This is a genomic window from Flammeovirga aprica JL-4 (genome assembly GCF_012844305.1).
Classification (GTDB): Bacteria; Bacteroidota; Bacteroidia; order Cytophagales; family Flammeovirgaceae; genus Flammeovirga; species Flammeovirga aprica.
In genome coordinates this window covers 57,520-77,597 of sequence record NZ_JABANE010000035.1, presented here as the reverse complement: position 1 = coordinate 77,597, position 20,078 = coordinate 57,520, and the positions used below count along the sequence as shown (strand labels likewise).

Genomic DNA, 20,078 nt, shown 5'->3' with positions numbered 1-20,078 from the left:
CTATGACCATTTTTCACTATATCGTTGCCTTCACAGTGAGGACAACGTATTTCTTTGTAATGTCTCATATACATATAACAAAGAATCAACCTAAATCATCCATTACCGAAGAAAGATTATTTGACATAGCCATACAGAATCAAATCAAGAAAAAAACGGATTTGGAGATTATGGATAGAGAAGGTGCTTACATCGTGTTTGGACAAAATGCCAATGAAAAAGTATTCGATCAGACATTTCTAAATGACTTTCATAAGAAGTTAGATAGTGAGTTGTTGGCTATCTCCATACCTGTTAAAAATGTATTACTTATTACAGATGGTGGCCCTTTTTCTGCTATGACTCTTAATTTACACACAGAGAATTTATATAAAGACAATGATAAAGAAATAAGAATAAGTAAACGCCCTTTTCTAGTGCAAGAGGGTAAACTTTGTGGATTACTAAATCCTCGTTATGAAGAGGATGATAATGTGGAAGAAGTGGATGAAAGTGTAGATACTTCAGTAAATTCTAATAAAAAGGATAATAATTTAGGGGACTACAATTTTACTCATGAAAATAAAAAAGAAGACCATAGTAATCTATATAATGAATTAAACAACCGTGATAATACTCCTATCAAAAAGAAGAAAAAGGGCTTAGGTATTTTGGGCATACTATCTATTGGAATTACATTGATAGGACTAATTCATAACATCTCTGATCATTTTGACAGACAACAGAAAAGGGAAGAGAAAAAGGCACAAGAACTTATTTTACCTGATTTACCTATTGAACAATATGTAACTTTTGAAGATAAATTCTCTAAAAAACAATACATCGATTATACCAAAAGAATAAACATTTTTAAATCGATGCTGGAAGAAGATGATTATCCAATAGAAAGTAAAACACTTACACTCATGTTCAAATCACTGGATACATTTGGTTATGAAATAGAACACTATATGGATTCAAGTCAATACGAAATCATAAGACAAGAAATTGCAACTTTTATTCTTCATACACAAGACAGTTCTGAATTCAAAAATAGAAAAACATGGGTAGGAAAATTGGAAAAGCTACACACATCCATGGACTCTGCGATTATTGACTATGGAAAAGATCATACCCTAAGTTATTTTACAGAAGAATAAAAAACTATTAGGTTAGTGACCGCCTTTAATGAAAATGATCCGTGTTGTAGAATAACGTCTTAATAGATGAATGCTCTACTTCATGGATCATCATCTTGAGTACTTCATCACATAATTTTTTGCCCAATCAATTCCGTCATCTCTTTTCTCTAATTGCTTTAATTCCTTTTAGGATTATATTTTATTCCTAATGGAAAAGCTGAAAAGCTTCTTGGAAGATTTACAAAAAGAGTATCAGTATCAAATTGTAAGGTAATAAATTGAGGAGCTTCTGAATTTATAAGCCTCTTTTGAATCATAACTTTTTTATTAATAATGTTCCCAGTTGGTGTTACTTTTATAAAAATGCTATCCAATTGATTTAAACTACTATAACGACCTTTTTGAATACTAACATATGACTCTGAGTTAGCGCTAACCCTTTCCATACCTTTACCTTTCAGCTCATACCCTCTTTTAGATTTAGAATAATACTCAGCTTCAATTTTGAATGAATTTTCTGTTGTATTTTCTATAAAAACAGGAAAATTGATACAAGAATTGGACATTAGAAATAATGATAGTATTAAATAATAAGTAGAGCTTTTAAATACTGATGTCGTCTGCATAGTCTATTTATGTTCATGAACAATGTTAATGTCATGCCCATTTTTTATCCATTTTGTTGAAGATACTCAGAAGGAGAAGCTCCAAATTTTCTTTTAAAAGTGGTAGAAAAGTGCTGTACTTGGGTATACCCAAACGCAGTGGCGATTTCAGAAATTGACTGCTGTTTGCTCAAAATAGCAATACGGATAAGTTCCATTTTATAATTTGAATAATAAGTAGCAACGGGATAACCAAAAACCGACTCAAAAAGTGCCTCTGTCTCTTCTGCATTTCCTTTTAGCTTCTGAACTAAGCCTTCAAAATCAGGTTTAATTTCCCAATTCCCAATCAATTTATTTCTTAATTGGAACAACTCCCCTAATTTATTCTCATCAAAACTCACTTCACAACTAGGGATTGTAACTCTTTTCAACGCTCTCAAAAACAAATAATAAAGTTCCTGCATTTTTACAGGCAGTATCTTTGCCTTCAATTTTTCTGAAAAATGATTGATTTCCTGCAAGCTCTTCTTGAACAAAATCATCTCTCTATTTTCATCAAAGTAATTGAAGAAATGTGTTCTATTGATATAATATTCTCCTATATCTTTATCGTCAATTTCTGTGATGGAAGTTTCAGAAAAATAAATGTTTATATTTTGTAGTCTCTCCCCTTTTAGGACTTGATTAACAACGGATATCTTTCTTGTACAAGTATAAAAACCATTACTTTGCAATGACTGTAACGTATTCTGTTCTTTGTTCTTGACAGAGATATTTCTATTAAAAAAAGAGGCAAAATATTTAAAGTAAGAAGCATTTCCATAATCAAGATCAATCGTAAAATCCCGCTTTGCATCTATATTGTAATATATAAAATAAATACTAGGGTGGATTTTATAAAAAAAGATGAACCCTTCTCCTTTGTCATTATCAACTTTTAATAAATTAGGATGTATAAATTCCCCCTCGAAAAAATCTTTTAACCATTGCTTATGTTGATTGTAGTCGTGTATTGTATTTGTATACATGCTAAAAAAGTTTGAATTGTTTCGTTCGAAATTAATCATAATAATAGATTAATTGAAATGTAACGTAAACTTTTAGTTAGAATGTGTTATTGATTTAAATATTTGATCAATTGTTCTCTATTAAGGCTATTCCTCTCTCAGGGCTTAGTCTCTTAAACTTTGGTTTTTCTTGGGTAAAGAAGAGTCCATATTGAGATATAAAAAACGCCTTCTTTGATATAAAAAGAAGGCGGAAGTTTAGAATTATTTTCTTTCTAGTAAGAGATTGTAGCATTCTTAGTTTCCCCTTTATTGATTGTCACATCTGTTTCCCCTAATACATTATCAGCTTCATCAAAAACTTTGAAATACAATGTAGTTTCAGCTGTTTGTGCACTTAAATCACCGTTTTCATTCAATTCAAAAACAACCATGCCTTCTGCTCCCGTTGTTAGTTTCTTATTAGCATAAAAAGGATCAAATGAATTCACACCTACATCTACCTTCTTGAATAAATATACATCCACACCTGAGGCAGGTTGACCATCTTTGTTCACTGTTAGATTCACTTGTGTAGAAAGGCTTGCAGGGCTGTCATCATTAGAACAAGATGTAAACCCAATTAGCAATGCAAAGAAAAATAATGCGGATAAAAGAGATTTGATTTTCATTTTTTGTTAATTTATTTAGTCCTACTCACTAACGCTTTTCGGTTTACTCGCCTTGGATTTAAAAAATAAAAAGTTCAAGGTTCTTTACTTTAAGTTTCTCATAAAAATAATCTTACAATTGTGGTAACAATCATTGCTCCACCAATTATTGATTGGACTATTCTTGTTGTTTTATGTTCTTTAATTTTTGTTATCTTCTTGTCAAGAAAATATACCAAAAAACCAATCGGAAGTATTAACCCTAAACATAAAATTAATACAGGAATTAAGGCTAATAAATAAGATTGATTTTCAAGAAAATTAAGTTGAATGACGCCAATTATAGTTCCTGTAGAAGAAAATGATGCAAGAGTAAAAAAAATTGAAAATACACCTATCAGAAAATATTTATATGGGTGATCAAATAAAGGCTTAGCCTGCTTCCTTGATAAGAATTCTACCAAAAATAGACCAAAACCAATATTAATAGCACCAGAAAAGAGATATACACTTTCCTTATTTTGAATATTATTCAAATAATATGGCTCCATGCTAATCAAAAAAACATCTATCGTTAAGTAAATGACAATAAAGAGACTACAGAACATGAGTATCATCCTCTTCCTTTCCTGATCTGTGAGTTTTAATTTGCTCAATAATGCTATTAGAATAATTGTTTTGATAAAAACAGCAGGTGTAAAAATAGAGGCAAACCCCATAAGAAAAGATTGAAAGTACATTGATTTGTTTGCTTTATTAATTTCTAAAAAAGTGAAAATAATAATCCACTTTTGGATTTCAAATTAAATATACTTTCTCACTCTGATTGTTATATTCTTATGCTTTTTCTAATTCAAAAATAGTGATTTCAGGCCTTACATTAAACCTTACTTGTTTTAAGTGACCTAAAGCTCTGTTGATATAGAGTTTTCTCCCATCATATAAATCAATCTCACCTTTTGTATATCTTTTATTCTTCACAGGCAATATTGGAGGTTTAAAGAAGGGAGGTTTACATTGTCCACCATGTGTATGCCCTGCAAGGATCCAACCTTTATATCCATTCCAGACATCTAAATCACATACATCAGGATTATGACACAAAACTACATTTGCTTTTGACTCATTATAATAATTCATTACTCGGTGTGGATAAAAGTTTAAGCCTTGTACATCGTCAAAGCCTATAAAATTAAGGCCTCCAGCTTCTTTTTGGGTATTTTGTAATACCTCAATACCTGCTTTAGATAACTGTGAACAAACTTCATCAGCAACATTTTGTTCAGTATACCTCATACCATAGTCATGATTTCCTAAAACCCCAAAAGTGCCAAGTTTCCCTTTAACACAATGTTTCAGTACTTCTGGAAGTTGTATGAATTGTTTCTTGCTGTCATTCTGAATATAATCACCAGTATACACAACATAATCAGGAGACCATTTTTTAGCTTTTTCAAAAGAGTCAATAATAAAATGATAATCAAAACGATCACCAATATGTATATCACTAATTTGCATGATTGTTTTTCCAATCAGTCTTTTGGGTAAATTTGCTACTGGCATTTTCCTCTTCACAAATTCTAGCCAAAACGGTTCAATCTGCCATGTATATAGACCTGTAAAAAGTCCTGCTCCTAGGGTGGCTAAAATCCCTCTCTTTATAAATTTCCTTCTGTTCATCACCGTATAGTAAGTAGCTATTCCATAATGATTTGGGTCTCGCACAAAGTTATTTAAAAGTAAGCCATTTTTTGTAGTAATAGAAAAATTATATGCTCATTTTTTATATTTTAGTATTTCTCATAATAAATTAATTACAATATGCTCTTCAACTCCAAATACTCACTTCTCTTTCTGTTATTGTATTTGATAACCAACAAATGTTTTAGTCAAAAAGAAATATTCCTTCGGTTAAATAATGAAATGCATTTGGAAGAAATCACGGATATCTGTCAGTCTTCTAAATATTATTTCACTTCTTCTCAAGATAAAACTGTGAAAGTTTGGGATCTGAAAAGTGGTGAACTTATTAAGACGTTAAGAGTTCCTGTTGGAGAGGTATTAAATGGAAAACTATTTGCCTGTGCGGTATCAAATGATGAAAAAATATTGGCTGTTGGAGGATATACGGGAGGCAATGGACAACAGAAAAAAATCTACTTATTTGATATTCAGACTTGGGAAATTAAACAGGTCATTACTGGACTTCCTAATGTAGTGAGTCGTTTGGCTTTTCATCCTATTAGCAATGATTTAGCAGTTACTTTTTACAGTAATGCACAGGTTGGAATTTATGGAATTAAGAATGGTGTTTATTATAAAAAAAGAAGTTTAAATCAATTTGAAGATGAGACGAGAGATATAGATTTTGGACCTAAAAACCAATTATTAATTACTTCATTGGATGGGCATATTTATGTTTTTGATGAGCAATATAATTTCAATAAAAAATATAAAACGAAATATGACTCTCCCAGAAATGTAGTCATCAATAAGGAGAAAAATTTGATATCTGTGGTATATCTTAATAATCCTGCTGTAAGTCAATATCACCTTTCTCATGGGGGCGAGCTAAGGTTCAAAAGAGATATTGAAGTGAAAAATGCTCATAGAATCAATACGTTATTTTGTGCTGACAATCATAAGCTGATGATCTCTTTTTCTGATAGTTTATCAAAAGTAAAACATAACATAGCACTTTATCAACCTGAAAAAGGGATTACTAAAAGGCTTCTGATTGGCAATGGTAATATTACACAAATCAGAAAAATTGATGATCAATACCTATGTGTCAGTAACCAACCTGAGATAATTGCTTTAGATCAAAATTTCAAAACTATTTATCACAAACAAAGCCATCATTTAAATTACAACCAAAGTAAACCTGAAGATTTTGGAATAAACCATGACGCTAATATCGTTACGGTCAAACATAACTCTGCCAAGCTAAGTTTTGATATTAATACAAGAAGTTTTATTCCTACTCTTCAAAAATACTATTCCTCAAAAGAACAGAGAATAAATACCATCGTTGAAGACTGGAATTATTCTATGTATCCCTTGATTAATGGAGATACAGTCAAATTGCGAAATGATTATGAGTTTTGCCAAGCTGTTGATGTATCTCAAGATGGTAAATTTGTAGCGTTGGGTACGCATAGAGGACTCTATTTTTTGACAAAAGAAAATGAAATCCTTTGGAATATTGATGTGCCCTCTCCTATTGTCAATGTAATTATCACTCCTGATCAGAAACGGCTTGTTACTTTTGCTCAAGATGGAAGTATAAGGTGGTACAATACTCAATTCAAAGAGCAAAAAGGAGTTAAATTGATAACTGTGAAACCAACTGGGCTCGCTTATAGTCATGGTATCAGAAAGGGTGATATTATTTTAGCTGTCAATGGATATCCGGTAAATAGCAGTAAAGAACTATCGCCTTTGATTCAGCGAAAAACTAGCTATAAGTTCAGCATTAAAAGGGGTAATCAGATCAATAATATCATCATCAATAAGACTACTTCTAAGTTTGGGTTTCAATATGCGCCAAAGCTAAGAAATGACTATTTGCTTTCTTTGTTTATTGATCCTACTACCGAAAAATGGATTTTTTATACTAATGACGGCTATTATGATACTGCAATTGGTGGGGAAAAATATTTGGGCTGGCATGTTAATGTTTCCAAGAAAAGTACACATTTTTATGATGTTTCAAGATTAAGAGAAACCTATTATCATCCTGATACCATCAACTCATTTATGAGTATTTCTAAACCGAAATTCACTTCTCGTTCAGTCAATAATGAGGAACTGATTAAAAAGCTTCCTCCTTTGGTAAAAATCAAATATCCAATGGCTGGGGAAACGGTTTCGAATACCACTCTTAAGTTAGAATACACTGCCAAATCATTGAATGGATCAGCGATTGAAGAAGTAAAAGTGCTTATTAATGGAGAAACCATAGATCAAAGTAGAGGTTTACAGTTAAAGAAAGATGAGGTCAATTTGATGGAAATTTCAATTCCTAAAACTGATAGTTTTCTCCAAGTAATCGCTAAAAATGAAAATGGATGGAGCGAGCCCTCTTCTGTGATGATCAAATGGGATGGCGAAAAGGCTTCAGCTCCAAAGCCTAATCTTTATTTACTCTCTATTGGGGTGAGTGACTATCTTAATTCTGGTTTGGACCTAAAGTATGGAGCTAAAGATGCCAATGATTTTGCAACTACAATCCAGTCTCAAGATGGTAAGCTTTATGAAAATGTCTATCATAAATTACTAACTGACCGTGAGGCTACAAAAGGAAATATTCTGGATGCTTTGGAATGGATTCAGAACGAAACAACCAATAAAGATGTGGCCATGATTTTCGTAGCTGGGCATGGAATGAACGATAAAAATGGAGCCTTCTATTATCTACCGCATGATTCTGACCTAAACAGTATCCGAAGGACTTGTTTATTTTTTGGAGAGTTTCAATATACAATTTCAACCATCCCCGGAAAAGTTGTTTTATTTATTGATACATGTCATTCTGGTAACATCATTAATGGTGCCCGATCTGTAGGTTTGAATCTCACAAAAACCATCAATGAATTATCTGATGCTGAAAATGGTGCTGTTGTTTTCACTTCGTCCACAGGATCACAACTTTCTGTGGAAGATAATAGATGGGAAAATGGAGCATTCACAGAGGCTCTAATTGAGGGATTGAAAGGAAAAGCTTCTTTTGATCAGGAAGGAGTGATTTACATCAAAGCCTTAGATTTTTATCTTTCTAGAAGAGTAAAAGAACTCACTTCCGGTGGTCAGTCCCCTACTTCTATAATCCCTTATGGAGTTCCTGACTTTCCAATTTTTGTTGATTGAACAAAAAGATAGCTCCTAATAATAAGACAAAAAGGCACCTCAAGAAGGTGCCTTTTTCTATTAACAATTCAATTTATGTAATGATGAAATAGTTTTAGTTTTTCGCTATTGATAAATTATTTGTGTTGAAACAGGAGAATGTCCTTATTTCGAACTATTTGTAATTGATTTCTGTGTTTTCAGCAAACCAAACTTTTTTACCATAAACTGTGTTTACAATACCTTCAGATGCTTTTGCCCAGTTAGCAGCATTTGAAGTTTGCTCAGAGAATGGGTAAGGGAAACGGTTAGGAAGTCCTTCAGTGTACTGAGTGGCACCTCTTACTTTATCAATCGCAGGCCATCCCGTTCTTCTAATTTCAGCATATGCTTCAGGACCATTTGTGAAAATCGAAAGGTACTTCTGCTCCATGATGATTCTGAATTGACCACCATTTTTAGCCCAATCAAGGTTTGAGATAACCTCATCAGCATCTGCTGCTGCTCCTAAAATTTCGTCACCTTCTACAGGAATCATTGGTGCTTGGTAGGCTTCAACGTCAGCATATTGCTTTGCAAATGAAGATCTAATACCTTCTTCTACTAAAGTTTGAACTGAACCAGAAACACCAGCAATACCATTTAATGCTGCTTCCGCTTCGATAAATTTCAACTCTGAATAAGTCATCCAGAAAGATTTACCGTTTGGTTGCTCTCTGTAAAGTGAACCAATTCTCGATACTGAGTTCAACATTGGGAATTCAGATCTTGGAACACCATTTTCTTGACCTACATATTCGATATCAATATCACCTTCTGGGTCCATTGATCTTGGAGTAGGTTGAGCGTAGATGTATAATCTTTTATCGTTTGTTTCCTCTAATAAGTCTACAACATTTTTAGACACTGCAAAGTCATCACGGTTGTCAATATGACGATTGTAGTAGATTGGTTGCATGTACGGTTGTGAACCAATGTATACTAACTCAGCATCATCAGCATTGCTTGAAAACATAGGGTATTTACCAGGGTTACCGAATAATTTTGATAAACCAGCTGATGAAGTACCAGCATCTACTTTATTGATTCTAGTGTATAATCTAGCAGCCAATGAGTTGGCTAATTTTTGCCAGCTATCAGTTCTACCTCTGTAAATAATGTCAGAACCAGAATCAATTGCACCACCATGAGATAATAATTCATTTGCGTCTTCTAACAATTCAAATAAAGAATTGTAGATATCTTGTTGAGCATCATAAGCAGGCTGGAAGTTTGTAGTTTCATAACCTAACTCAACCGTTTGGAACGCCTCTGAGTAAGGGATATCTCCCCATGCATCAGTAGTCACTGAGAAGAAATACGCTTTTGCTACTAACATAGCACCTTCTAATGCTTGTGCATCTTTAACACCTGCTACATTACCTGACTCTTCTGCAATTTCTTTACGCTTACGAATGCTATGTAAAGCTAATTCTAAATCATAAAGACCTGCTAAGTTGATGTCGTTTCCTGCACCTGACATACCAGCGTACATTCTTTTCCATTTCTCATCCATTACACCTGGACGGTATTCATACCAATCCTCGTCTAAGTATTGGATTTTAGAGAAATGCTGTCCCCAAAGACCTGCACCTGTTAAGTTGAAGTACTGTCCTTGAGCTCCGTAGAAACTACCAGTACTTGTGTAAAGTACGTTGGCGAATAATGTTTCTGGCTCAACCTCACTTGGACTGTTAGGGTTTTGTCTCAATTCATCAAAGTTTCTGAAACAAGAAGTCATACTTGCCAAAACAATGATTGAGAATATATAATTAATATATTTTTTCATTTTTCTTTACTATTAAATGGATGTTTAAATTTGATAGAGAATTAATTCTAATTAGAATTTCATCTTGATATCAAATCCGAAACTTCTTGCTGTTGGTAATTGACCAAATTCGAAACCTTGACCTGACATACCTGCACCGAAACCTGCTTGAGGGTCAATGTTTGGAGCATTTTTGTACATCATCCAAAGGTCGTTACCTACAGCTGCTACATAAAGTCCTTTAAGACCTGTGTTTTTCAACCATTTTTGAGGTAAGTTATATCCAATTGATAACTGTGCTAATTTCACATAAGTAGCATCATAGATATACTCTTCGTGGATACCGTATAAACCTTGGTAGTAAGTCATTGCGTCAGCAGCAACTTCGTTTGGCTTATAACCACCATTACCGTCAGGAACTACACCTACAATTCTTCCGTCTTCACGGTTGATTGCTGTTTTCTCTAATACACCTGCATACTCACCGAACATGTTCGTTACTGAGAAGATGCTACCACCTTTTTGGATATCGATCAACGCTGAGAATGTAATTCCCTTATATGTGATCGAGTTACGGATACCACCTCTCCAATCTGGGTTGATGTCACCAAGTGCTTCTTTTTCAGTAGTTCTTTGAGGAATACCTTGATCGTTTACAATGATATCACCTTCAGGAGAACGTTGGTATTTGATACCGTAGAAAGTACCTAATGGCATACCCGGACGTGCTTCAGTAGTTAGACCCCAGTAGTCACCTAAGATAAATGAATCTACACCGTCAGCTAACGATTTTACTGTGTTGACGTTTCTTGTATAGTTGAATGAAACATCCCACTGGAAATCTGTAGTTTGGATTGGAGTAGCATATAGTAAGAATTCTACACCTTTGTTTTCGATCTCACCTGCGTTAATAGCTGAGAATCTATAACCTGATGCTGAAGATACGTCAGCTTGTACGATTTGATCGTAAGTGTTTTTCTTGTAGTAAACTGCTTCAAATCCTAATCTGTTGTTTAAGAATGACATTTCAAGACCTGTTTCCCAAGAGTTTGTTGTCTCTGGTTTCAAGTTAGGGTTTGCTTGAACGTTGTCATACTTGAACATTGGGTTTCCATCCCAAGGAAGTGGAGAACCGTATACGTTTTGTAACATGTAAGGGTTTGCCGCTGCACCAACTTGTGCCCAACCACCTCTTACTTTACCATTTGAGATCCATTGTGGCAAATCAAAGTGCTCAGAGAACACATATGAAAGGTTGATTGATGGATATAAGAAGCTGTCGTTTGCTGCAGGAAGTGTTGAAGACCAGTCATTACGAACTGAAACGTCCATGAATAAGTAATCTCTGAAACCAACTGAAGCAGTTGCATATAATGAGTTGATGATTTGCTCTTCGAAGTAAGTGATTGCATCAATTTGACCTACTGCGTTGGCTGGAGTATAGATACCAGGGTTTGCTAATCCAGTTGCTGTCATAGCGTCTCTCTTGTAATTTCTATACATGTTGTTACCACCTGCATTAGCAGATACGTTCCAGTCACGACCAAAGTCTTTTGAGAATGAAAGTAAGAAATCAAAGTTTGATTCACTTACAAAGTAGTTCTCCTCAGTGAAACCACCTGTAGGGTTGTTGATCGAGTACTTCGCTGTTCTTTGCATACGATTTTCAGAGTAGAAATCCGTACCACCTTTTACTTGTAAACTTAAGTAATCAGTGAAGTTGTATTTCATTTGAGCGTAACCGTTTACACGATCTCTTCTTTGTGAGTTAGTGTTCTCATAAGAAATCCAGTAAGGGTTATCATGGTAGTTATAGTTCCAGTTATATGGAGTACCATCAAGTTTCTTGTAGTTCTTTAAACCAGCTACGTCAACCTGACGACCGAACCATACGAATTGTTGCATTACATTGTTACCGTCATAACCTTGAGATGGTAAGTTATCAGCACCTCTATGAGAGTAAGTTGCTTTAGCATCAAAACGTAATTTCTCTGTAATCTTATGACCAATAGCCATTGAAGCACTGTATGTATTCAAACCTGTGTTTGGAACCATACCTTTCTGATCTGAATACATTAAGCTAAAACGCATATTTGTATTCTCATTGGCATGAGCAATCGATAAGTTAGATGTTGAAACGTGACCCGTTTCGAAGAAATCTCTAACGTTATTAGGATTAGATACCCAAGGAGCTAATTCACCATTCGAATCGAATTGAGGAATCATTAAACCTGCATCTAAACGTGGACCCCATGATTCGTCAAAACCATCATGAGTACCACCACCTTTACCATCAACGAATTTGAACTCACCGTTCATACCTTGACCGTAAGTGTTTTGATAATCAGGTAAGATCAATGGCGTTTGGAAAGTTGTTGTATTAGATAGTGTTACACCTAATCCTTGTTGTCCTTTACCTTTCTTTGTAGTAACGATGATTGCACCGTTAACGGCTCTTGAACCATATAAAGCGGCTGCGTTTGGTCCTTTCAAGACTGTCATTGACTCAATATCATCTGGGTTCAAATCTGAGATTGGTGAACCGAAGTCAGCACCACCAGATGAAGTGTTACCAGAGTTATAAGTGTTATCCACTGGAACTCCGTCAACAACGTATAACGGTTGGTTATCACCCGTCAAAGATGAGTTACCACGGATTACAACTCTTGAAGATGAACCTACAGCACCAGATGAAGCAGTTACCTGAACACCTGCTACTTGACCGTTTAATGAGCTTAAGATATCATTATCGGCTGTTTTTAAATCGTCACCTTTTACCTCTGAAACTGAGTAACCTAAAGACTTCTTGTCTTTTTCCATACCTAAGGCTGTAACAACAACTTCTTCAAGTTCTTGTGCATCTTCTTCTAAAGTAAAATTGATAACAGACTGTGTTCCAATTTCAACTAACTGAGTTGTATAACCGATAAGTCTAACTTCTAATTGCTGTCCTCCTTCAGCAGGAAGCGTAATTGAATATTTACCTTCAAAATCGGTAACAGCACCAACAGTGGTACCTACTACAAGGACTGTAGCACCTGGTAAAGTGTTTTCATCGGCATCTGCAACGATACCTGTCACTCTTCTTTCTTGGGCGTATAGAGATGAGATACTACACATCAAAAAAGTGAGTAAAAAGAGTACTCTCTTGATCATAATAAGATAATAAAGTTGATTATAATTAATTGGTTGGCTTTAAAAACTATTAGGTTTTAGTGAATAGTTATAAAAAGTCAGTGATCTAAAAGTCACTTTAAAAAAAAATCATTCAAAGCCACTTTAGATATATATATAAATCCATCCTGTTCATGCAGTTATGAGATTCATGAACGGTGATATGGAATTTGATAAAAATGAAATAAATTAATGGTTATTAGTAATTCTGCTGTATAGACAATGTATTTAAAATGAAAATTAGGTTTAATTGATTAGCTATTCGATTACAAGGATAATAGATATCATTAAAAAAGGTTGCATTGAATTAACGGTTTTTATTTTAACACCTAACACATTGTACACATTTAGTTTTTTTTAGGAGAAACAACTTTAACAAAATACTTTTTTAGTAATACAGAATACCACAGAATATTGTAAATAAAAAAAGAACACTTTATAAAAATGTTCTTTTTTAGGCTATTTAATTAAATGATGATTCTACAAAATTCTTTCTGTTTTTTGTGTGAATTTTTCTTGAAACAAACATCTCATTTTTCCTTCAGAATAAAAAAAAAATGAAATTACAAAAGGTGACATCACTAATTTTCTCAAAAAAACAGCTTATTGAAACGCTTCTCAAATTAAAAACTGTAATGACTATCCTTCCAATATGAAATAGGATAAAATTGGCTTATTTAATGATAATAGACTTATTATAAAGCTTTTAATTAGGACCGTCACACTATGAATTACATATATTTTTATTACATTTGGTTACATTTACGTTTTTTAGACTACAATTGAAGAAATGAAAACTTTTTGTACTATCTCAATTTTATTACTGGTTACTAATTTACTTTTTTCCCAAGACCAACTCGTTCCTTACCTAAAATCTGGAAAATATGGCTACATGTCTTCAGAAACTAAAAAGCTTGTCATACCTGTGCAGTTTGATCATGCTGAATTATTTTATGATGAAGTGGCTTATGTAGAAAAAGGTGGCGAATTTGGCTTTATCGACAAGCAAGGAAATGAAGTGGTAAAAATTGGAACTTATGTTACTACTGATGAAGAACCACCTCGTTTTAATCATGGTCTGCTGGCCGTTGTAAAGGACAAGAAGTTTGGTGTTATCAATAATAAAGGTCAAGTGATTGTTCCTTTTAAATACGATTATATTGGTGAATTTTGTGAGGGGAAAGCGGCTGTTGGTATGCTTAAAGAACCTACTGATTATAACTTCAGAGTAGAGAATTATAAAACACTTAATATTGGTATTGATTCAAAAAATAAAGTCTTTCAAAGTAGAGAATCTAAGAATAATAATCAGAAACAACGTTGGGGAGAGAATGGTGATTTATGGTACGGCTTCATTAATACTTTTGGCAAAGAAGTAGTTCCTGTACAATACGGCAAAGTAGGCGATTATTCTGAAGGATTGGCACTAGTCGTAAAAAATGTAGTGCATGGCAAAGGTGGTTATATTGATCATTCTGGTATTATGACAATTCCTGCTCAATTTGTAGAAGCTTATGATTTCAAGTATGGTTTTTCACACGTGAGAAGAACACACATGTATGGTGATAACTATATTGCCAGTAATTATGAACATGTATATGTGATGGACTCCCCTAATGGAATTATTAATAAATACGGTAAATTGATATTGGCCACCATACCCGTTCAGCATTTTTTAGGGCAGAACAAAAATGGTTTTATTTTAAAAAGCTGGGATGAGAAAGTCTGTTTTTCTGATTATAAAGGAGATCTTAAAATACCTTTTGATGATTATGTTGAGGGGATAGTATGTGAAGGTGCTCCACTGGCATTTAAAACTTCAAAAGGAACTTATCAATTTCATGACAGTGAATCGTATCAAAAACTTAATGCTACACTGAGCATTGATAAAGTAAAAGAAGGCAAAGAAGGGATGATTATTTTTTCAACATTAAACAGTTCTTCTTTTGGTGTTTTGAATAAGGACTTAAATGTTATAGTTCAGCCAAAATATGATTTTATTTCTACTTTCAATAATGGCTTTGCTAAAGTTCTAAAATCAAAAAATAAGAGAAGAGTCACAACAAAACACTTCTTTATTGACAGTACTGGATTTGAATATGTTGATTTGAATACTCAATAAAATAATTGATAGAATAATAGGGCATTTACAAGGAATTGATACCTCGTAAATGCCCTACTACTATTTTCATCTTTTAATTCGCTTCACTAGCCGCCTGGAATGCATTCCAACCTTCATCTACCTTTACCAAATTATGTTTCATTTCATAAGATTTATAAAGGGCCATCATTTCTTTAAACTTATCAGGCATTTTCTTCTCCAAGAAGACTCTTTCTGAAGGATCTTTCACTACATCATACAAATGCCATTCTCCATCACCAAACATCCCTTTTCTCACTTTCATCAATTTGAAATTTCCTTTCATCAGATACGCATTTCCAAAAAGCTCAAAGGCATACCAATCGTCTTCCGATCTTACTATATTTGATTTCCCATCTAAGAACGCTCTTGCAGAAATACCACTTGGAGCAGTGACCGTTTTGCCTTTGTAATTAGTGCCCGGATGCTTAATTCCTGCATAATCGAGGATCGTCATTGGAAGGTCTTTTACAGAAAATACTACATCACTGATTTCACCAGCTCTTTCGTATTTATTGACCATTGCTCCCGGAGGCACAATCATCATCGGTACTCTGATTCCTCCTTCCCCAATAAACCACTTCCACCATGAAAGGCCACCTGTAGCCGCATTGGCCCAAGCAGTACCTATATAGTTACAAGAATTGGCTGTACCTATAGCTTCAAAACTTGTATCATAATTTTTCTTGATCCACTCACCAAAGACCTCGTTTCCTGTATTTGGGTTCTCGGCTTCCATTCCCTCCGGTCCGTTATCTGAAAGGTAAACAATCATTGTGTTTTCTAACTGACCCGACTTTTTTAAGTAATCTAAAATTTGGCCTATTCTATTATCTTGATCCTCAATTTCAGCAGCATAAGTCGCAAAAACTCTGGCTTGGTATTTCTTTTCGTCCTCACTTAAATCATTCCACTTCTTGACCAGATCGTTTTCCTTTGCTTCTGATGCTAAGTGTGATATTAAGCCATGCTTCTTCAGACTTTTATAACGATGCTTTTTCAAGCCTTCATACCCTTTTTCTAAGTAAAATTTATAATGTTTATCGATCAATTCAGGTGGTGCTTGAATAGGGAAATGTGCTGTTGTAAATGCCATCCAAGTAAACCAAGGTTTTCCTTCAGCATCTGACTCTTTGATAAATTTCAATAATTGATTTGTATACAATTCACCTGAATATACACCATCCGGTCTGTCAAATTTCTCTCCGTTTAAAGTCCAGTGCTCTTCAAACTTTTTGTTCATAAAATCTGGGTCCGAGAAAATAGGTGTCATTCTTAGGTTATTCCAATGATTGGAACCACCTGAAAGAATACCAAACTCTTTATTGAAACCCCAGTGTGTGGGACCGTAACCGCCAGCTTCTTCTCCCCCTAAATGCCACTTTCCTACTTTGATTACATCATAACCTTCATCGCTGAATAATTGTGATATAGTCACTGCATTTTCTGTCAGATAACCTTCATAACCGGGCTTTCCTTTTGAATCTGGGTAAAAAGAATAATCAAAGGAACCCAATCCTACCTCGATGTTATTACATCCTGTCATCAACATGGAACGTGTAACGGAACACACAGGTGAAGAGTGAAAATTTGAGAAACGGACCCCCGCTTTTGCTAAACGGTTAAAATTTGGCGTCTTGATTTCTGAGCCGTAAACTCCTAAATCGCCAAAGGCAATGTCATCGCCAATCAACACTAAAATATTGGTTTTCTTATCAGCTAATTCTGAGTCTTTTGTTGGGCTAGATGTGGAGGTACTACAGCCAATGAGATACATTGACATACCTACCAAAATGAGTAATCTGTACATGTTTTTTTGATTGAAGGTTTTAATTTTTAATCAGAATCGATAGATCTTATCTGTAAGATATTAAATAATTACAGTAGTGTTATTGATTTTTAAAACCATTCTCATAACATCTTGTATTAATACAATGATTATACAGATATAATTTAGTTTTTGTTTTTGGGATGAAGGTATTATAACGTCTGAAGTATTTGAAAATTAGTTCCTATCAAAATACAAACTAGTGTATTGAGAGTTGAAAGTAATAAGTATCCAAAACTTTTCAGTATGATTTTCTTTGTGATATTGTGCATATTCATAATTCAATTTAATCTTTTCAATTACTTATATCACAACCTTAAAAAAGTCACCTTTCTGAACTAAACTTTTAGAAAAAACCTCTCATCCCAAAAGAAAAATTACGACCTGCCGCATTAATTCCTGAGCTATAGGTCCTGTAATTTTGATCAAAGATATTATCGACATTAAAATGAATTTCAGCAAAATCTCTAAAACGTAAACTGCTTTGGAAATTTAAAGTCCACCATGAAAGTACACCCTCATGAGCATATAAATAAGGTTTAGCTTGTTCTGAAGGTGCTAAATCCTGAAATGCAATCGATCCACTAAAAAAGGTGTTCAAGCCAACATGCCAACGGTTTCTTGAATAAAGCAAAGCTATTTTACCAAATTCTGGCGGAACATGACGGAGACGATCACCTGTAGCTTCATCTTCTCCAAAAATGTAAGTGTAGGTTCCTTGCAAGGATAATTCTCTACTGATATTTGCTTTTAGATTTAATGAATATCCCGCTATTCGGGCACTACCAGTATTCTGTAGCGCAAAAACTGCATATTTTTCGTTATCAATTTCAATAGAGTCTTTTCCATTATACTGGTATGGGTTTCTCAACATAGCATTATGCAACCATGAGTAAAATCCTGTAACTCCGACTTGAAAAATATCATCCCACCTTTTTTCAACTGTAAGATCAAGTGTATACACATCTGTTGGTTTCAAATCAGGATTAGGAACCACGAGATCATCCTTTGAAGGATTATATACTTTTCCTATGTCATCAATGTTAGGTGCTTTAAAACCTTTAGCGAATTGTGTTTTCAAAAGCCATCCTTCATACTGATAAGTTGCTCCTATACTTCCGGTCAGTGACCCCACATCATAATTAAAATGATCGTAAGGTAAGTTTAATTGCTGTGAAGCTTGATCAGTATAATCAGAGGTGATAAATGTATGGGAATATCTTAATCCAAAAGAAGCAATCCACTTTTCATTAAAACGGTATTTCCCTAAGCCATAAAACCCAAGTGTAGAATAAAAGCTCCCTCCTCCAGCATATCGAGGTAAAGCATCTTCTTTTCTCCCTGTAAGAATATTATACCGATTTGCTCTTGAAGAAACTTTATTCGTTGTACCTTCAAAACCATACGCAATTTCAATTTTCTCATTGATACGTTTTATCAAATCAAGGTTTAATCCCCAAATATTGACATCCACATAATCATTATACCTGTTCTCATTATTAAATTTTCTATTGTGCCTGTCTTCATTGACCAACTGATAAGAAAGTGTTGTTTTTAAATTATCATACAGGCGGGTAGGTTTTGATAATTTGATTTTCAAGGCATTCAACATCCAGAACTGAGGACCGTAATACCACTCTGAAAACTTAGGGGTTGTATTTCCATACACGGTTTGTAACTCGTTATTATCAATTCCAAAAACATCTTCTGAAGTAACATTGAGGTCTTGACCATTTTCATCCTTTATTGAATTCAGTTCTGTTAAACGGTCATACCTTGGGATGTTTGTGGTATTTGTCAAAAGAAATGAATATTGAGCATCTACATACTTATTGGGCTTGAATCTTAATTTTTGTTGCGTACTGAACTGTTCATAGGCAGAAGGAGTTTGTTTTTCCAGCTGATGAAAATTGGACTGAATGAGATCCGATCCATTTTCATATTTTACCGTAAATTTTCTTTGGCCAAACATATCACTATTTGATTTGTACCATCCGCCGGCAATCAAATCTTGAAATGAGGAATAAGAAAAACCACCATGCCATGCCCATTTGTTATTGGAAACATTGAGATGAATTGTCCCTGTTCCTTCCCCCGTAGCAGAAGCTAAACGAATAGATGCATCTCCATGTAAAAAAGCATTTGTCTGACTGGACAATTTAGGTGTTCGTGTATGAAAATCTATTACGCCACCCAAAGCATCGCTACCATAAATAACACTTCCCGGACCAAAAATAATTTCTGCATTTTCCACACTTTGTGGATCAATACTTAATATATTCTGAAGGTTGCCACTCCTGTAAATTGCATTGTTCATCCTCACGCCATCTACCACCAAAAGGATCTGATTGGCAGAAAAACCCCTGATCATTGGACTTCCCCCACCCATCTGACTTTGCTGTATGTAAACTTCACCAGTATTACCTATTAAATCAGCCGAAGTTCTTGGCATATCATTCGCAATAGCGATACTTTTTATGGTTTTGATCTGCTGTGGATTCTCATAAGATTTCTCCTCCCATTTATTTCCGCCTACCACAACTTCATCCAATGAAATAATTTTCTCATCAAGATAAATGACAGCGTATTGTGTGAGATAGTTACGTGATACCGTCACTGATTTATAGTTGACATGAGAAAAAGTAAAACGCTTTCCGTTACCAAACAACTCAAAATTACCTTGTTCATTCGTTATGGTACTTTCGCCATGTTCATCCCGAATAAACACTCCTTCAATACCTGAGTGTAAGGCATTTTGAACACTAAATACTTGTGCTTGTAATACAAATGAATTGATTAAGAAAAAGAAAAATAGGAATAGTTTAAATATGTTCTTCATGTTGAAGAGTTGATTGAGATTGAGCCTTTAATAAGGAAATACGATTAATATGTCTT

12 protein-coding genes are annotated in these 20,078 nt (G+C 34.2%); 3 read left to right on the top strand and 9 right to left on the bottom strand.

The window, feature by feature from the left end:
• Positions 1-1,139, top strand: a 1,139-nt coding sequence (locus tag HHU12_RS14255) for a hypothetical protein (RefSeq protein WP_205959885.1), incomplete at its 5' end; no start/stop codon positions are given.
• Between the two features lie 158 nt (positions 1,140-1,297).
• Here HHU12_RS14255 and HHU12_RS14250 read toward each other — a convergent pair.
• The 5 genes from HHU12_RS14250 to HHU12_RS14230 all read right to left on the bottom strand — a co-directional run bounded on the left by HHU12_RS14250 (position 1,298) and on the right by HHU12_RS14230 (position 5,111).
• On the bottom strand, positions 1,298-1,747 hold the full coding sequence (locus tag HHU12_RS14250) for a hypothetical protein (protein ID WP_169657419.1): 450 nt from the start codon (positions 1,745-1,747) through the stop codon (positions 1,298-1,300).
• Positions 1,748-1,791: 44 nt separating this feature from the next.
• Complete coding sequence (locus HHU12_RS14245) at positions 1,792-2,757, bottom strand: helix-turn-helix domain-containing protein (RefSeq protein ID WP_169657418.1); 966 nt, start codon at positions 2,755-2,757, stop codon at positions 1,792-1,794.
• 254 nt (positions 2,758-3,011) lie between these two features.
• Positions 3,012-3,407, bottom strand: coding sequence for a hypothetical protein (locus HHU12_RS14240; protein WP_169657417.1), 396 nt, complete (start codon positions 3,405-3,407; stop codon positions 3,012-3,014).
• Positions 3,408-3,505: 98 nt separating this feature from the next.
• Positions 3,506-4,126 (bottom strand): hypothetical protein, encoded by a 621-nt coding sequence (locus tag HHU12_RS14235; RefSeq protein WP_169657416.1) that lies wholly within the window; start codon positions 4,124-4,126, stop codon positions 3,506-3,508.
• A gap of 97 nt (positions 4,127-4,223) precedes the next feature.
• On the bottom strand, positions 4,224-5,111 hold the full coding sequence (locus tag HHU12_RS14230; protein ID WP_205959884.1) for a metallophosphoesterase: 888 nt from the start codon (positions 5,109-5,111) through the stop codon (positions 4,224-4,226).
• 198 nt (positions 5,112-5,309) lie between these two features.
• On the opposite strand from HHU12_RS14230, the gene HHU12_RS14225 reads away from it, so the two are divergent.
• Entirely contained in the window at positions 5,310-8,255 is a 2,946-nt protein-coding gene (locus tag HHU12_RS14225) for a caspase family protein (protein WP_169657415.1), read from the top strand.
• A gap of 154 nt (positions 8,256-8,409) precedes the next feature.
• Here the strand turns inward: HHU12_RS14225 and HHU12_RS14220 are convergent, their stop codons facing one another.
• The gene (locus HHU12_RS14220) at positions 8,410-10,062 is read right to left on the bottom strand and encodes a SusD/RagB family nutrient-binding outer membrane lipoprotein (protein WP_169657414.1); all 1,653 of its coding nucleotides are present in this window, start codon (positions 10,060-10,062) and stop codon (positions 8,410-8,412) included.
• A 51-nt stretch (positions 10,063-10,113) separates the two neighbouring features.
• Positions 10,114-13,161 carry a SusC/RagA family TonB-linked outer membrane protein gene (locus tag HHU12_RS14215; protein WP_169657413.1) on the bottom strand — a complete coding sequence of 1,016 codons (3,048 nt, stop codon included), beginning with the start codon at positions 13,159-13,161 and terminating at the stop codon, positions 10,114-10,116.
• A gap of 844 nt (positions 13,162-14,005) precedes the next feature.
• Here HHU12_RS14215 and HHU12_RS14210 point away from each other — a divergent pair.
• Positions 14,006-15,337, top strand: coding sequence for a WG repeat-containing protein (locus tag HHU12_RS14210; protein WP_205959883.1), 1,332 nt, complete (start codon positions 14,006-14,008; stop codon positions 15,335-15,337).
• Positions 15,338-15,410: 73 nt separating this feature from the next.
• Here HHU12_RS14210 and HHU12_RS14205 read toward each other — a convergent pair whose 3' ends face one another.
• Positions 15,411-17,165, bottom strand: coding sequence for a sulfatase-like hydrolase/transferase (locus HHU12_RS14205; protein ID WP_169657411.1), 1,755 nt, complete (start codon positions 17,163-17,165; stop codon positions 15,411-15,413).
• A 364-nt stretch (positions 17,166-17,529) separates the two neighbouring features.
• Positions 17,530-20,022 carry a TonB-dependent receptor gene (locus HHU12_RS14200; protein ID WP_169657410.1) on the bottom strand — a complete coding sequence of 831 codons (2,493 nt, stop codon included), beginning with the start codon at positions 20,020-20,022 and terminating at the stop codon, positions 17,530-17,532.
• Between the last annotated feature and the right edge of the window lie 56 nt (positions 20,023-20,078).

What these genes read in the sequence shown, in the direction of transcription:
- HHU12_RS14215 (WP_169657413.1), bottom strand. Translation starts at nt 13,161, where the DNA reads ATGTGTAGTATCTCATCTCTATACGCCCAAGAAAGAAGAGTGACAGGT.
- HHU12_RS14200 (WP_169657410.1), bottom strand. Translation starts at nt 20,022, where the DNA reads ATGAAGAACATATTTAAACTATTCCTATTTTTCTTTTTCTTAATCAAT.
- HHU12_RS14220 (WP_169657414.1), bottom strand. Translation starts at nt 10,062, where the DNA reads ATGAAAAAATATATTAATTATATATTCTCAATCATTGTTTTGGCAAGT.
- HHU12_RS14205 (WP_169657411.1), bottom strand. Translation starts at nt 17,165, where the DNA reads ATGTACAGATTACTCATTTTGGTAGGTATGTCAATGTATCTCATTGGC.
- HHU12_RS14225 (WP_169657415.1), top strand. Translation starts at nt 5,310, where the DNA reads ATGCATTTGGAAGAAATCACGGATATCTGTCAGTCTTCTAAATATTAT.
- HHU12_RS14235 (WP_169657416.1), bottom strand. Translation starts at nt 4,126, where the DNA reads ATGTACTTTCAATCTTTTCTTATGGGGTTTGCCTCTATTTTTACACCT.
- HHU12_RS14210 (WP_205959883.1), top strand. Translation starts at nt 14,006, where the DNA reads ATGAAAACTTTTTGTACTATCTCAATTTTATTACTGGTTACTAATTTA.
- HHU12_RS14240 (WP_169657417.1), bottom strand. Translation starts at nt 3,407, where the DNA reads ATGAAAATCAAATCTCTTTTATCCGCATTATTTTTCTTTGCATTGCTA.
- HHU12_RS14245 (WP_169657418.1), bottom strand. Translation starts at nt 2,757, where the DNA reads ATGTATACAAATACAATACACGACTACAATCAACATAAGCAATGGTTA.
- HHU12_RS14250 (WP_169657419.1), bottom strand. Translation starts at nt 1,747, where the DNA reads ATGCAGACGACATCAGTATTTAAAAGCTCTACTTATTATTTAATACTA.